Source organism: Ruegeria sp. HKCCSA071 (assembly GCF_017872555.1).
In the GTDB taxonomy this organism is placed as follows: Bacteria; Pseudomonadota; Alphaproteobacteria; order Rhodobacterales; family Rhodobacteraceae; genus Ruegeria.
On record NZ_JAEDOX010000004.1, the window covers coordinates 63,211 to 78,337 of the forward strand.

Sequence of the window (15,127 nt, forward strand, 5' to 3'; positions counted from 1 at the left end):
GTGAAAAATTGTAATTTTATGACCCAGCAGTTGCAGAAATTATTTTGCAGACGCAGAATTTTAGGGGCGCGCGGAAACCGGTACAGATGCCGCATAATATTCCAGCAGATCACCGCGTTGCCCAGATGAAGAAAGAATATCTCCCTGCCGCTTGAGAATCCGTCGTTCAATCAACTGGTCCAAAGCGCTTGATATGGCCGGCGCATTGTCTTGGGTCTGCCTACCATCGCGTTCCATCATCGTCTGAATACAGGACCGCAGATCCAGTTCCGCCATCGGCCCATTGTCACGTATCAGCAAACAGGCCGCAGGGGCCGGAACCAACGGGATCGCGTTCTGGATACGCTGCATCAATGTGCGCGCCAGATCGGTCATCATGTCGTCACTGCCTTCGGCCCGGAACTCTTTCAGGGAAATCGGCATTCCGTACCGGACCGATGCCAGCCCAAACCGCTTGTAGCGTCCGATCACTCGCCGCCAGAATTGCTTGAAAATCCATCGCGCGATGACACCGATCCGGGCCCGAAAACGACGCTCTTTTCCCAGTGCCGCACGGGTAAGAATAGTGTCTTCAAGCACACGGTCATAATTCAAAGCGACGGGAACAAATACGACATCACGCCCCTGCGACGTCGTCCCATCCATTATGTACTTGAGCAATCCAAGCTTTGGGCGGGCGAGCGCTCCTGTCAGGCTTAAGCCACCTTCTGGAAACATGGCTTGCGTCACACCGGCTTCGGTCGCATGGCGCACATAGGTGGACAGAACCTGCCGGTAGAGCTCGCTACCCGACTTGCGCCGGATAAAGTAAGCCCCCATTGCCCGGATCAACCGGCTCAGCGGCCAAACCCGCGCCCATTCCCCTACTGCATAGGACAAAGCAGAATGCGGGGCCGCCAGATATGTAACCAACACGTAGTCCATATTGCTTCTGTGGTTCATCACAAAAACAACGGTTGCATCAGGGTCGATAGTCCTGACCGCGTCTTCGTCTTGGTAGCTAAGCCGCACTTCGTAGAATGTGTTGCTTAGTAGCCGGGCCAGCCGGATCGCAAAACTGAAATAGGCGAAGGCAGAAAAGGACGGTACGATCTCGCGGGCATAGCGGCGTGCCTGCTCGGACGCAACGGCTTCGGGTATTCCGGTTTCAAGGGCGTGATGCTGGACCGCTTTTCCGACCTGTGGATCATAAATCAGCCGTTGAATCATGTCGTGCCGGCGGGCCAACTTGAACGGTTGGATCGGACGTTGCAGGCGCTGGTTCAAACGCGCCACGGCACGTTCCAACCGGCGGCGGAAGAACCACCGGACTGACGGGAACAGGAAATGTGAAGCGAAGGTAACCATGGCAAAGACCACGATCAGCACAAAAAGCCAAAGCGGAAGTTCCACGGTTTGTGTCATGGCCGCACCTTGCCACCAATCTCAGCTGCTCACAATCTGAACAATTGCAGGATGCCGCAACGCAGCGAATTGACATGTCCCGAAAATTGCGCTTTAGAACCCCTAGACGTAATTTTATTGCCCACCGAAACGCGAGGCCCCTTCATGACGCAGATGCAGAAAGATCGCCCCTGGCTCATCCGGACCTATGCCGGTCATTCTACCGCCAAGGCCTCGAACGCGCTTTATCGTGGCAACCTTGCCAAAGGGCAAACCGGTCTTTCGGTTGCCTTCGATCTGCCCACCCAGACCGGATATGACAGTGACCACACGTTGGCACGTGGCGAAGTTGGCAAGGTCGGGGTGCCCGTTTGCCATCTGGGCGATATGCGGGTTTTGTTCGATCAGATTCCATTGGAACAGATGAACACGTCTATGACGATCAACGCCACCGCCCCTTGGTTGCTTGCCCTTTACATCGCAGCGGCCGAGGAACAGGGCGCTGACGTTTCCAAGTTGCAGGGCACGGTCCAGAACGACCTGATCAAGGAATATCTGAGCCGGGGCACTTATGTTTGCCCGCCAAAACCGTCGCTCAAGATGATCGCGGACGTGGCCGAGTATTGCTATACCAAAGTTCCGAAATGGAACCCGATGAACGTGTGCTCGTATCACCTGCAAGAGGCGGGCGCGACGCCAGAGCAGGAGCTGGCGTACGCCCTGGCCACTGCCATCGCCGTGCTGGACGAATTGCGCCCACGAGTACCTGCCGAGGATTTCCCGGCGCTCTGCGGCCGGATTTCCTTTTTTGTGAATGCCGGCATCCGCTTTGTCACCGAAATGTGCAAAATGCGTGCCTTCGTGGATCTTTGGGATGAGATTCTGCAACAACGCTATGGTGTTGAAAATCCGAAGTTCCGCCGATTCCGGTATGGCGTGCAGGTGAACTCTCTGGGTCTGACCGAGCAACAGCCTGAGAACAACGTCTACCGCATCCTGATCGAGATGCTGGCCGTAACCCTGTCGAAGAATGCACGCGCCCGTGCGGTGCAGTTGCCCGCCTGGAACGAGGCGCTTGGCCTGCCACGCCCTTGGGATCAGCAATGGTCCATGCGGATGCAGCAGATTCTGGCCTATGAAACTGATCTGCTGGAATTCGATGATCTGTTCGATGGCAACCCGGCTGTTGATGCCAAGGTCGAAGAATTGAAAGCAGGTGCACGCGCAGAACTGGCGAACCTGGATTCGATGGGCGGTGCGGTTGCGGCAATCGAGTATATGAAATCCCGCCTTGTGGATTCCAACGCTGAACGTCTGAACCGGATCGAACGCAACGAAACCGTCGTCGTCGGCGTGAACAAATGGATGGAAGGCGAGGCTTCGCCCTTGCAGACCGAAGATGGCGGCATCATGGTCGTAGATCCTGCCGTGGAACAGGAACAGATTGACCGCCTGAATGCGTGGCGGGTTGAGCGGGACGAAGCGGCTGTTGCAGCGACCTTGGCCGCATTGCGCCAGGCTGCTCAGACAGGAGCGAACGTCATGGAGCCGTCCATTGCCGCTGCCAAGGCGGGTGTGACAACCGGGGAATGGGCCGAAGAGATGCGCAAGGTCTTCGGCACTTATCGTGGCCCGACCGGCGTTTCCGGATCGGTCTCGAACAAGACCGAAGGGTTGGAGGACCTGCGCACGGCGGTTGATGCTGTCAGCGACAAACTGGGACGGCGCCTGAAATTCCTGGTTGGGAAACCGGGGTTGGACGGCCATTCCAACGGCGCTGAACAAATCGCGTTCCGTGCCCGCGACTGCGGCATGGATATCAGCTATGAGGGTATCCGGTTGACCCCAGAAGAAATTGTCACCTCAGCCCGTGACGATGACGCACATGTCATCGGGCTGTCGATCCTGTCCGGCAGCCATCTGCCGTTGGTAGAAGATGTAATGGATCGGCTGCAAAAGGCTGGCCTGTCTCACATTCCCGTGGTTGTCGGCGGAATTATTCCTGATGAAGATGCAGCAAAATTGAAAGCCATGGGTGTATCCAAGGTTTACACCCCCAAAAACTTTGAACTTAATGCGATCATGAGCGATATCGTAACGCTGGTAGACCCCAAAAACCTCGCAGCCGAGTAACTGAAGTTTTAGACTCCTAATTCCCCGTTTCTTCCCTTTGGATATTTGGGATGGAATAAACCATTTGTTAGAATTACGGTGCGCGCTCAAGTGCACCGTAAATATATCCTTCGGAGATGAATGATGGGGATCAATCTTGAACAGATGTCGCGTAAAGACCTTATGGCACTGCGTGACGATGTCGAAAAAGCCTTGGTAGGAGCCGAAAAACGCGAGCGCCGTGAGGCATTGAAAGCCGCTGAAAAGGCCGCCGCGGAATTCGGGTATTCGCTGTCCGAGCTTTCAGGCGACGCACCCCGCGCATCCAAGCAAAAGAAAACAAAAGAAAAATACCGCAATCCTGCCAATCCGGAACAAACCTGGACAGGTCGCGGCCGCAAGCCGAAATGGGTGCATGATGCGTTGCAGGCGGGTACCGATATCTCCGATCTTGAAATCTGATCAGGGCGGATCAAAACAATGACAATTCATATCGGCGCTGAAGAAGGCGAAATTGCAGAAACTGTTCTATTACCCGGAGATCCTTATCGGGCGAAATGGGCAGCCGAGACGTTTTTGGACGATGTGAAACAAGTCAATAACGTCCGGGGGATGCTTGGGTTTACCGGAAATTGGAAGGGAAATCCTGTAACGATACAGGGTAGCGGCATGGGAATGCCCTCGCTCTCTATTTACGTAAACGAGTTAATTCGTGATTACGGTGCAAAAACCCTGATCCGAATTGGGTCGTGTGGCGGAATGCAGGACAGTGTCAAAATTCGAGACGTCATTCTGGCAATGACCTCGACAACGCTAAGCACGCCGTCACGCGGTATCATGAAAGAACTGAACTTTGCGCCCTGCGCCGATTGGAGTTTGTTGCAGGCGGCCGCAAAGGCGGCGGCTGCCAAAGGGACTCCTACCCATGTCGGTGGGATTTATTCTTCGGACGTTTTCTATGATGAGCGCCCGGACCTGAATGAACAGATGGTGCGTCACGGGATTCTTGGCGTCGAAATGGAGGCGGCCGAGCTCTATATCCTGGCAGCGCGCCACAAATGTCGTGCTCTGGCAGTTCTCACTGTTTCCGATCACCTTCTGACGGGAGAAGCTCTGCCATCCTCGGAACGTGAAAGCAGCTTTGGAGACATGGTGGAAATCGCGCTACAGGCCGCATTCCCGGGCAACTAGCAGTAAGGTGGGTGCCCGCAGATCCTAACGCCCGTGCGTGCGATCATAGCCATTGCGCGCCGGGCTTTCCCAGCCATCCAGGTCTGTGGCCGTCGCGGCAAATGTTTCGACCAACAAGGGATAACACGCGGCGGTGTCAGAGGAATGTTCCGAGGAACAATCCCCACCCGGACAGGCGCTGAGATTGCCAAGCAAATCGATCTCGGCAAAGAATTCCAGATAGTCGCCGGGGCGAACGGGCGATGCTTTCATGAAATACCGCCCTGTATCCCGAGTGAAACCGGTACACATGAAGACGTTCAAAACGTCGTGCACCGCGGGTTCGGCCTCATCCATCGGGATATTCAGATAATCCGCCAGCGCGCGGGTCAGGTTGGAATGGCAACAGTGGTGATACTGCGTGCCGGACAGCAAGTTGCCCGTATATGGATCACAACGCGTACCGATTACGTCATGAACCGATCCCCCATAGGCATCGATCCCGTACCACTCCAGTGTATCCGCTATGATGGTGGCCATCGGGCGCAGATGTGGGAAACTGGACCACATCCGCTCTCCGATGGTCAGGTGCGTGCCATGCAGAGCCCGCGTCTTTCCGGAATAAAAGCGCTCGGACAAATCATTGCGGTTCCACAAATTCAAATCGCCAACCTGCGGGCCTTCAACCGATGTGATGCGAAAGAAATGCCCGGCAGGTACATCAAAGCAGCGCGCCTCACGCGGAGGAACCAGGACTTCGCCGGTTTTGGCTGCCCGTTGGCGCACAGATCTCATCCAGGGCAAATCTGGTCGCGGCAATGCATCGTTCGGATAACAAATGACAGGGGCGACCGAACGACGGGCTTCGGCATCTTCTGGGGGGCGGGCAATATTCTCAGAACCGGTCATGGCGTGCAGAGTGGCGGATTCTCTGGCTCGCGAAAAGCCCTATATTCAACCCTCACTTCCCTTAAGACAGCGCATAGGTTGGTCCGTCGCAGCGTCTTCCGCTCCACAAAAGCTGCACCGCCAGATGCCCTGACGTCTGTCCTGCCGCCAGCGACAATCACGTGTCAGCGTTGAATGGCGCGAGCGCCAAAAAAAAATAGGCGAACACTGCGGCGGCCAACAAAAGCAGAAGAACAGGCATTCCTCTGCTTTGCCGATTGACCAAAGCTTTTCAAGGGCTGTCGTATTTGATCAGGCCGCGTTTGCGTATTCGAACAGCTCGGGCTCTTTGTCGGCTTTAACCGGCTCCGGTGTGTAGTAGGCCCATGCCTGCTCCAGAAGATTCAGGGCCTCTTTAGCGTCGATTTTTTGTTTGGAAGTGTTTGTATTCATCGGAGTGATCCTGACTCGAACTCATCACTCCTCCCTGACCAAAAAAATAAGGCAATGCAGCCGGGGCTACATCGCCTTATTTTGCAAGATCGACATGCGCTTACCGCAATGCGGCGCAGGTGCTTAAACCGCGCGTTCAACCATCATCTTCTTAATCTCGGCAATCGCCTTGGCCGGGTTCAAGCCTTTGGGACAGGTCTTGGCGCAATTCATGATGGTGTGGCAGCGATAGAGCTTGAACGGGTCTTCCAGCTCGTCCAGGCGCTCGCCCGTGGCCTCATCCCGGCTGTCGATGATCCAGCGATAAGCATGCAGCAGAGCAGCAGGACCAAGATACCGGTCGCCGTTCCACCAGTAGCTGGGGCAAGAGGTCGAGCAGCTTGCGCACATCACACACTCATAGAGACCATCCAGCTTTTTCCGATCTTCAATCGACTGCTTCCATTCCTTTGCAGGACGGTTGGTCTTGGTTTCCAGCCACGGCATGATCGAAGCATGCTGGGCATAAAAATGAGTCAGATCAGGGATCAGATCTTTGACCACAGGCATATGCGGCAGCGGATAGATTTTCACGTCGCCCTTGATCTCATCCATGCCATAAATACAGGCCAGCGTGTTGATCCCGTCGATATTCATTGCGCACGAGCCGCAGATGCCTTCACGGCATGATCGGCGAAATGTCAGGGTCGGGTCGATTTCGTTCTTGATCTTGATCAGCGCGTCCAAAACCATTGGCCCGCACGTGTCCATATCGACAAAGTAGGTATCGACACGGGGGTTCTGACCATCATCCGGGTTCCAGCGATAGATCTGGAACTTGCGCACATTGGTCGCGCCATCCGGCTTGGGCCAGGTCTTGCCGGTCGTAATCCGGGAATTTTTGGGCAGGGTCAGTTGAACCATGTCAATTCTCCATTCAGCACAAGGCCGCCTTTCAGCCTGTCCGGGCGCGCTGGGACGCCCCTCGGTTATAATGCCCCCAATGGGCGATGTTCACGTCAAAATCCGGCGCGAGCCAGTCCGCAACGCGTTGCGGATCATCACAGTCGATATCAAAGCGCAGGAAGCGCGGGTTGCCGTTAAAATAGGCTTCTACCTCGGCATGGTGCACATCATACATATGCGCCCAGCCGCGTTTCACTTCATCCACACTCAGGCCATTGGCTTTGCAACACCGATCCAGATACCCGCCACCGGAATGGTTGGCACGCGAAACAATCCAGTCATCCTTGTCCCGTGTGTTCAGCAAGAAATAGGCATCCGGGTAAGCAGCATGCAATTCACGGAAGAAACGCGCCCCGTCCAGCATGAAGCGGGGATTGACAAAAGCGATGTCTGTGAAGGCCCGCACCGCTCCGAACCCGTCCAGTGGTCGTCGCCCCATGGCAATGTTGGTCAACATCCGGTGCGCAAGATTTCGACCTTGGTCATCTTCCCAATGAACCGACGGTATCCCGCTGTTCTGGAACAGTCTGTGAAACGAGGTCGTCGCACAGCGGTTCAGCCCGATCAGGATAATCTTGGGATCGCCTGAACCGGATTGCAGGACCTCGACCATCATGACAAGCACCGGACACGGATCGACCGCTGGCCAATGGCCGTTGCGGTCTTCGTGTGTATTTGGCGCTTGCTCACCATTGCCTGCTGTCCGAGCCTTTTAGAACGTACGTGCCTTGGGCGCGATTTTCTTCAGGCTGATGCCACCTTCGTCTTCGGTCGTCAGCGGATCGACGATCACGGGACGATAGCTGAGCTCAACCTTGTTGCCTTCGACCCGGCTAACCGTATGAACGCGCCAATTTTCGTCATCACGTGCAGAGAAATCCTCGTGCGCGTGGGCACCACGGGATTCTTTGCGCGCCTCTGCGCCGACGATCGTGGCCAGCGCGTTGGGCATCAGGTTGGTCAGCTCCAGCGTTTCCATCAGGTCACTGTTCCAGACCAGCGACCGGTCGGTGACTTTCAGATCGTCCATCTTGGCAGCGATTGCCGTCATCTTCTCGACGCCTTCGGCCATGGTCTTGGCGGTACGGAACACGGCAGCATCCGCCTGCATGGTTTTCTGCATTTCAAGCCGTAATTCTGCGGTCGGGATGGAACCGCTGGCGTTGCGCACCGCGTCGAACCGGTCAAAGGCCTTATCGACCGATACCTGGTTCAGAACCGGGTTCGCAGCTTCCGCATCCACGACTTTTCCTGCCCGGATCGCCGCCGCGCGGCCAAAGACCACAAGGTCAATCAGCGAGTTCGAGCCCAAGCGGTTCGCGCCGTGGACCGAGGCGCAACCGGCCTCGCCCACTGCCATCAGGCCCGGCACCACAGCTGTCGGGTTCTCGGCCGTTGGGTTCAGAACTTCACCCCAATAGTTTGTGGGGATACCGCCCATGTTGTAATGCACGGTTGGCAGAACCGGGATCGGTTCCTTGGTGACATCCACGCCGGCAAAGATCTTGGCGCTTTCCGAGATGCCGGGCAGACGTTCTGCCAAAGCCTCGGCTGGCAGGTGGCTGAGGTTCAAGTGAATATGATCGCCTTCCGCACCGACACCACGGCCTTCGCGGATTTCCATTGTCATTGAGCGCGAGACATAGTCACGCGGCGCGAGGTCCTTGTACTGGGGCGCATACCGCTCCATGAACCGTTCACCTTCCGAGTTGGTCAGGTAACCACCCTCGCCACGCGCTCCTTCAGTGATCAGACAGCCCGAACCGTAGATGCCGGTGGGGTGGAACTGAACGAATTCCATATCCTGCAAGGCCAGCCCAGCACGGGCCACCATGCCACCGCCATCGCCGGTGCAGGTATGGGCCGAGGTCGCGCTGAAATAGGCGCGGCCATAACCGCCGGTCGCCAGCACAACCATCTTGGCATTGAAGACATGCATTGTACCATCGTCCAGTTTCCAGCAGACAACACCCTGACACTGGCCGTCATCGGACATGATCAGGTCGATGGCGAAGTACTCGATGTAAAACTCAGCATTGTTCTTCAGCGACTGGCCATAGAGCGTATGAAGGATCGCGTGGCCGGTCCTGTCCGCAGCGGCACAGGTGCGCTGTACTGCCGGGCCTTCGCCGAATTCAGTGGTGTGACCACCAAACGGGCGTTGATAGATCTTACCCTCTTCAGTTCGGCTGAACGGAACGCCATAGTGTTCCAGTTCGTAAACAGCCTTGGGTGCTTCCCGTGCGAGATATTCCATCGCATCGGTGTCGCCCAACCAGTCCGAGCCCTTGACGGTATCGTACATGTGCCATTGCCAATGGTCGGGGCCCATATTCGACAGCGACGCGGCAATGCCACCCTGCGCGGCCACGGTATGAGAACGGGTAGGGAAAACCTTGGTCACGCATGCCGTGCGCAGACCTTGCTCCGCCATACCCAATGTCGCCCGCAGACCGGCCCCACCGGCGCCGACAACGACCACGTCATATTCATGCGTTTCGTATTCGTATGCAGCCATTTCTTTCAGCTCCGGGAATTAAAGGGCAATGCGCGCGATGGCGAAGATGCCGGCCGCAGCCGCACCGTAGGACAGGCAGGTCACCAGAATGATCAGGACCTTTTCAAGCGTGCCGTGAACATAATCTTCAAGCATCACCTGCGCACCGTCCGCAAAGTGTTTAAAGCCAACCGCCAGCGTCAGTGCTGCCACGATGGCAGGGAAAGGTCGCGAGTAGTAGTCAAGAACGACTTCGAATGGCTGGCCCAGGATCGGACCAAAGGTGAATACAAACAACGGCACAAGGATCAGCAAAGCAACCGAGCTGACTTTCATCGCCCAGAAATGGGCAGTGCCGGATTTCGCCGAGCCAAGTCCAGCGGCGCGTTTGCGGTCGGTCAGATAACGCATGTCAGGCCTCCAATCACGCGACGAGGACAAGGGTCAGAAGGGTCAAAACGACTGATCCGATGACAACAGCCCAACCCAGTTTGGTCGCCGTCGGAATATCCAGACCAACCGCATTGTCCCAGATCAGATGCCGCACACCGGCCAACGTGTGATACCAAAGCCCCCAAACGGACAGCGCCATCACAAGGTCTCCAAGCATCGAGGTTATTACCCCATTCGCTACTGCAAACGCTTCGGGCGAGGTTGCTGCGGCCAGAAACCACCAGACGATCAACAGAGCTGCGAGCAGAAGGGCGTTACCGGTGATGCGCGTCAGGATGGACGTGATCGACGTCAGCTGCGGGCGATAAATCGACAGATGCGGCGAAAGTGGGCGATTGCCCCGATTTACATCGGCCATGGCGGCTCCTTTTCGGTTGGCTACCGAACGTTTTACTGGTTTTTGCGACACTGTCACGTGCTGCGAGTGCAAAAACCATCAAATTGCGCTCAATTACACGGATAAATCAATTATGTGATCACACAAAATAATCTCGTGATCACATATTACATTCCGCGCTGTCAATGTTAGCGTTTTCAAGGCCGAAGAGATGTGATCACGAATCTCTCAAACCGTCATTTCAGGTCTGCCGTTTGCCGCGTCACTTCGCGCAGCAGTTTTCGGCGAATTCGTTCCGGGTAATCCGCGAACCCGGTGGCAGAAACGACAAAGGCACCTTCGCCCACGATGACATTCTCAAAGAAATATGCCGTCAGGTCCGGTTCGCTTTCCTCAATAGCCAGCGCGTTGACAACGATCCCCTCGGCGCGCAGGGCCGCATGAACCCGCGTCGGTTCAATCCCTTCATTGGACACACCGTCCCCTGACAGGTCAATCAAATGCCGTCGGCAGTCGGAAACCGAATCGAATGAACTCAGGGTCATTTGAAGCGCCTCGCCGATAGCCGTCGAAAAATTCCGCCAGATGCGCGGATCGGCGGCAACCTGGCCTGCAAACTGATCCAGCGTGGCAAAGCTATCGATATGGGTCCAGGGAATAGTGATCCGCTGGCGCGATGAGCCGGTCCATTGCACCAGCATCAGCCGCGCCTGCCCCCGCACCAGTGCCTCGGACACGATCGGGTCGCGCAAACCGGCGGCCAACCCATCCATCTGGATGCGGTATTCGCTGCTATCGACCGAACCAGAAACATCCACGGCCAAAGCCAAGGCCAGATCGCAGGCCTGAGCCGCCGGTGCCAGAATAACGCTGGCCAATATCGCGCGTAGCAGGTTCATTGTGCAAACCTATCACGCCTTGCAAGCCGTGGCGTCACATATCCGTCAGATCACTTATTTGGGCATCAATGCCCAATAGTCGAGATCCAGCAGAACGTCTGGCAGGTACCGCCCTTCTTCGTTCTTCAGCTTGAACGGATCACCTCCCTTGGTCGCGACCAGACGCAATCGTACTGCGCCTATGCCGGGAACCCCAGTTTCCGCTTTGTCCAGAACTTCGGACCATGCCTTGATCGTATCACCCGCAAAACAAGGGTTAGCATGGGCGCCACCATTCAAGCCGACAATCATCTGCGCATTTGCAAGGCCATTGAAGGACAAAGTCCGCGCCATCGAGATTACATGCCCACCATAAATGAGCCTGCCTTCCGGACGGAACGTCAGGTCGTAATGCACCTTGGCGGTGTTCTGCCACAGACGTGTGGCAAGCATATGTTCGGCCTCTTCGACGGTGACACCGTCCACATGATCGATGGTTTCACCGATCTCATAATCGCCCCAGCGATGCACCTCGCCCGCAAGGCCAAAATTGTAGTTTGAAAAATCAAGCCCTTCCGGCACGATCAGGTCCTGCGGATCAAGGGCCGCCTTCAAATCAGGAACAACTGTCTCGGGCGCGGGTGCATCTACGTTTGCCTTGCGCACCATGACCCAGCGCACGTATTCAAGAACCACCTCGTTCAACTGGTTCAGCCCGCGTGTACGAACCCAGACAACACCGGTTTTTCCGTTGGAATTCTGCTTCAGGCCAATAACCTCTGATACGGATCGCAGCGTATCGCCAGTATAAACGGGCTTCAGCCAACGGCCTTCGGCATAGCCAAGATTGGCAACCGCGTTCAAGGAAATGTCAGGCACGGTTTTGCCGAACACGATGTGGAACGCGGCCAGATCATCAATCGGGCTTTCCGGCAACCCACAGTCCCGGGCAAATTCATCCGAAGAGTAAAGCGCATGACGTGCGGGATAAAGCGCGTGATACAAGCCGCGCTCTCCCTCGGTCACGGTGCGAGGTACTGCATGCTGCAACACCTGCCCTACAGAATAGTCCTCGAAAAATCGGCCCGGATTAGTTTTCGCCATTACTGCTGTCCCAGTTTCATGTCGGGGGAATAATCGGCCTCGACCTCTTTGGTCACGGCCTGCGCACAACGCATTACGTTGCCGTTGGCATCAAAGGCGTAAGCCGGGTCGCCATACAGCTCCCATCCCTTTGACAGGGCGTCGGACACCTTGTGACAGAAGGCCGAAGTGTCTTCTTCGGTCAGCAAGCGATAAAGTTTCGACATCAAATCAAATCCTTATGAGCCGAACGGAGATGGGCCAACCAGCCCGTGGATGTATCCGATAATTCCCATCAGAACGATCGAAGCCACAAAGAACATCGCATCCTTGCCGTAAGTGCCAGGCTCTGCCGGGGTCCACTCGGGTTCAGACTTGTTGATTACAATGACTTCGACCACCGCCCAGGCCAGAAGGCCACCAAACAGAATGATCGAGGCCAGATCGCCGTTCACCAACAGGTGCGCAAAAGCCCACAGCTTGAACCCGCCCAGCATCGGGTGGCGCAGCTTGTTCAGCAGCCGGCCTTTTGTGCCCGCAGGGCTCATCATATAAATCGCGATCAAAACCAACAGGTTGTTGACGTGAACCAGAAAGGTTGGCGGCGCCCAAACATGGATGAAGTCGGTCATGCGATACCCGAAGATCATCAGTAGGATCGACGCGACCAAAGCCAGGGCAACAGCGCCTTTACCCGCGTCACCCATTGCGGCGCGGCGTTCAGGTGCCACACGTTTGAACAGATGCGCCCCCCACCACAGCGCCACACCCAAGATCAGAAGAACAAAGCCCATGCTGGCCTACCCCGCTTGCAAAGCTAATATCGCCTCTGCTTTTGCCAGAATTTCGCGGGCAGTTACAACGTGCAGATTTTCAACAATCTTGCCATCAACAACGGCGACCCCTTGGCCAAGGGCTTCGGTCTCTTCAAAAGCCGAGATCTGGCGGCGAGCCAGGTCGATCTCATCGTCCGATGGCGCGAAGGCGGTATTTGCCACTTCGACCTGGGCCGGGTGGATCAGCGTTTTACCATCAAAGCCCATATCGCGGCCTTGCGCACATTCGCAAGCCAGACCTTCGACATCCTTGAAAGCGTTGTAAACGCCGTCGATGATGATCAGCCCTTCGGCCTTGGCGGCCAGCAAGCACAGCCCTAACGAGGTCATCATCGGAAGGCGATCTGGGCGGAAGCGGGTTTGCAGCTCTTTCGCCAGATCATTTGTTCCCATTACGAATCCAGCCATCAGCGGATGCGCGGCTATTTCTGCCGCGTTCAACATTCCACGCGGGGTTTCCATCATGGCCCAGATCGGCAGATCTCCGGTGATTGCTGCCAGCGCATCCACGTCAGCCGCCGAATTCACCTTAGGCAACAGGACTACGTCGGCATCCATTTCGCGCACAGCCTCGGCATCCGCACGGCCCCATTCGGTGTCCAACCCGTTGATCCGGACAATCTTGACGCGTGACCCGTACCCTCCGGCAGCCAAAGCCGCCCTAAGCGTTTCGCGCGCATTGTCCTTTTCGTCGGCCGCGACCGCATCTTCCAGATCGAAGATGATTGCATCTACCGGCAGAGTGCGGGCCTTTTCCAAAGCCCGATCCCGGGACCCAGGAATATAGAGAACCGAACGATAGGGGCGCTGACGAGGATCCATGGACCACTCCCATTGAAATAAAGTTGCGCGGAATGGGGCATTTTTTACCGGAAAGTTCAAGCCCAAAATTGCCGCACCGCAGCAAACAGGGGGCAACGTGCTTTGCCTTAACTGAATTTCGGCCCCTACGCCGCACCCTGACCAGCAGAGGGAACCGAAAGGATTCGGGATGCGAAAGACAATGTTCGAGATGACGATGGGACTTGGGATCATGGTTCTGGCGGCACAACAGGTACAGGCCCAGGGGCAAAACTGCGCACCGCGAGAAGATGTGCTGACAAGATTGACTGACACTTATGACGAAACGCGCAGGGGCTATGGTCTGGCCCAGCAAGGCGCGGTCATGGAGCTTTTCGCCTCAACTCAACGCGGCAGCTGGACCATCACGGTGACTTTTCCCAACGGGGTCACCTGCCTTGTCGCTTCGGGGCAATCTTTCGAGGCTGTAGCCGAAGCGCTGCCCCCGAACGCCTGATCAGGTAAGTGCGTCCCAGATCAGCTTACCGCCGGTAAGGGTCAGCAACACATAGGCAATTCCAAAGAACAGGCGTTCGGACAACATGAAATGTGCGCGGACGCCCAGCCAGGCACCGAGAACAGCAAACGGTGTTAACAGCATATCGGCCCATGCCGTCTGCCATGTGAACATGCCCAGATAAGCGTAGGGTACGAACTTTGCGATATTTATCACCCAGAAAACCAATACTGTACTGGCTTGAAACTCGGTCTTGGTCAGCCGTTGGGACAATAGGTAAACGGCAGCCGGAGGGCCTCCGGCATGGCTGACGAAGCTGGTGAATCCCGCGACCAGCCCTGCAAACAGGCCAGCGGAGGGTGGCAACCGTCTGGCAAACCCGCGCACCCAGCCTTTTGACTGTGCGATGTGCCAGATCACAAACCCAACAGAGATGCCGCCGATCAGCAGGCGCAGCAGGTCATCATCCGTTGAACGGTAAAGCCATGCCCCCATTGCCACACCGGGTACAGCACCCAGGATCAGCACGCGTGCATCCCTCCAGCTCCACCGCTTCCAATAAGGGCCCAAAGTGGCCACATCGATCACCATCAGAATCGGCAGCATCAGGGCAAGGGCTTGCCCGGGCGTTAGGATCAAGGCCAGAATCGATGATGACGCAAAGGCCACGCCCGAGCCGAAACCGCCCTTCGAGATTCCCGCAAAAATCACCGCCGGGATCGCCACAGCAAAAAACATCAGGTTCAATTCGAACATCCACCAACCCCGGTTTTGGCTTGTCTCAAAGGCCCTTTA

At 56.2% G+C, this 15,127-nt stretch carries 18 protein-coding genes; 4 read left to right on the plus strand and 14 right to left on the minus strand.

Translation table 11 applies throughout. From position 1 onward, the window contains the following. Positions 1-60 precede the first annotated feature (60 nt). Positions 61-1,404 (minus strand): 1-acyl-sn-glycerol-3-phosphate acyltransferase, encoded by a 1,344-nt coding sequence (locus I9188_RS11200; protein ID WP_209506495.1) that lies wholly within the window; start codon positions 1,402-1,404, stop codon positions 61-63. A 51-nt stretch (positions 1,405-1,455) separates the two neighbouring features. Here I9188_RS11200 and I9188_RS11205 point away from each other — a divergent pair, with 51 nt between their 5' ends. The 3 genes from I9188_RS11205 (at position 1,456) to deoD (ending at position 4,686) form a co-directional block, all read left to right on the plus strand. Beyond that, positions 1,456-3,516, plus strand: a complete 2,061-nt coding sequence (locus I9188_RS11205) for a protein meaA (RefSeq protein ID WP_280922395.1) — start codon at positions 1,456-1,458, stop codon at positions 3,514-3,516. 123 nt (positions 3,517-3,639) lie between these two features. Next, the gene (locus tag I9188_RS11210) at positions 3,640-3,957 is read left to right on the plus strand and encodes an H-NS histone family protein (protein WP_209506499.1); all 318 of its coding nucleotides are present in this window, start codon (positions 3,640-3,642) and stop codon (positions 3,955-3,957) included. Between the two features lie 18 nt (positions 3,958-3,975). Continuing rightward, entirely contained in the window at positions 3,976-4,686 is a 711-nt protein-coding gene (deoD, locus tag I9188_RS11215; protein WP_209506502.1) for a purine-nucleoside phosphorylase, read from the plus strand. 24 nt (positions 4,687-4,710) lie between these two features. Here deoD and I9188_RS11220 read toward each other — a convergent pair whose 3' ends face one another. The 12 genes from I9188_RS11220 to I9188_RS11275 all read right to left on the minus strand — a co-directional run bounded on the left by I9188_RS11220 (position 4,711) and on the right by I9188_RS11275 (position 13,857). Then, positions 4,711-5,574 (minus strand): DUF1989 domain-containing protein, encoded by an 864-nt coding sequence (locus I9188_RS11220; protein ID WP_209506504.1) that lies wholly within the window; start codon positions 5,572-5,574, stop codon positions 4,711-4,713. Between the two features lie 291 nt (positions 5,575-5,865). Further along, positions 5,866-6,006: a hypothetical protein gene (locus tag I9188_RS11225; protein WP_209506507.1), complete on the minus strand. Its 141-nt coding sequence runs from the start codon at positions 6,004-6,006 to the stop codon at positions 5,866-5,868. A gap of 123 nt (positions 6,007-6,129) precedes the next feature. Further along, a complete protein-coding gene (locus I9188_RS11230; protein WP_152456842.1) occupies positions 6,130-6,909 on the minus strand; it encodes a succinate dehydrogenase iron-sulfur subunit in 780 nt (259 codons plus the stop codon). A gap of 31 nt (positions 6,910-6,940) precedes the next feature. Further along, on the minus strand, positions 6,941-7,567 hold the full coding sequence (locus I9188_RS11235; RefSeq protein ID WP_209506509.1) for a sulfotransferase: 627 nt from the start codon (positions 7,565-7,567) through the stop codon (positions 6,941-6,943). 96 nt (positions 7,568-7,663) lie between these two features. Continuing rightward, positions 7,664-9,469, minus strand: coding sequence for a succinate dehydrogenase flavoprotein subunit (gene sdhA, locus I9188_RS11240; protein WP_209506511.1), 1,806 nt, complete (start codon positions 9,467-9,469; stop codon positions 7,664-7,666). A gap of 18 nt (positions 9,470-9,487) precedes the next feature. Further along, positions 9,488-9,859: a succinate dehydrogenase, hydrophobic membrane anchor protein gene (sdhD, locus tag I9188_RS11245; RefSeq protein WP_209506513.1), complete on the minus strand. Its 372-nt coding sequence runs from the start codon at positions 9,857-9,859 to the stop codon at positions 9,488-9,490. Positions 9,860-9,872: 13 nt separating this feature from the next. After that, positions 9,873-10,259 carry a succinate dehydrogenase, cytochrome b556 subunit gene (gene sdhC / locus I9188_RS11250; protein WP_209506515.1) on the minus strand — a complete coding sequence of 129 codons (387 nt, stop codon included), beginning with the start codon at positions 10,257-10,259 and terminating at the stop codon, positions 9,873-9,875. A 215-nt stretch (positions 10,260-10,474) separates the two neighbouring features. Beyond that, complete coding sequence (locus I9188_RS11255; RefSeq protein ID WP_209506517.1) at positions 10,475-11,137, minus strand: DUF1194 domain-containing protein; 663 nt, start codon at positions 11,135-11,137, stop codon at positions 10,475-10,477. A 54-nt stretch (positions 11,138-11,191) separates the two neighbouring features. Next, positions 11,192-12,220, minus strand: coding sequence for a MaoC family dehydratase (locus I9188_RS11260; protein ID WP_209506519.1), 1,029 nt, complete (start codon positions 12,218-12,220; stop codon positions 11,192-11,194). Continuing rightward, entirely contained in the window at positions 12,220-12,426 is a 207-nt protein-coding gene (locus I9188_RS11265; RefSeq protein WP_209506521.1) for a DUF1737 domain-containing protein, read from the minus strand. Before I9188_RS11265 ends, I9188_RS11260 begins: the two co-directional genes overlap by 1 nt. A gap of 12 nt (positions 12,427-12,438) precedes the next feature. Next, complete coding sequence (locus I9188_RS11270; RefSeq protein ID WP_209506524.1) at positions 12,439-12,993, minus strand: NnrU family protein; 555 nt, start codon at positions 12,991-12,993, stop codon at positions 12,439-12,441. 6 nt (positions 12,994-12,999) lie between these two features. Beyond that, a complete protein-coding gene (locus I9188_RS11275) occupies positions 13,000-13,857 on the minus strand; it encodes a CoA ester lyase (RefSeq protein WP_209506526.1) in 858 nt (285 codons plus the stop codon). Positions 13,858-14,026: 169 nt separating this feature from the next. On the opposite strand from I9188_RS11275, the gene I9188_RS11280 reads away from it, so the two are divergent. Continuing rightward, a complete protein-coding gene (locus I9188_RS11280) occupies positions 14,027-14,332 on the plus strand; it encodes a hypothetical protein (protein WP_209506528.1) in 306 nt (101 codons plus the stop codon). On the opposite strand, the gene I9188_RS11285 is transcribed toward I9188_RS11280, so the two are convergent. Beyond that, positions 14,333-15,088 (minus strand): sulfite exporter TauE/SafE family protein, encoded by a 756-nt coding sequence (locus I9188_RS11285; RefSeq protein ID WP_209506530.1) that lies wholly within the window; start codon positions 15,086-15,088, stop codon positions 14,333-14,335. It abuts the gene before it with no gap. Between the last annotated feature and the right edge of the window lie 39 nt (positions 15,089-15,127).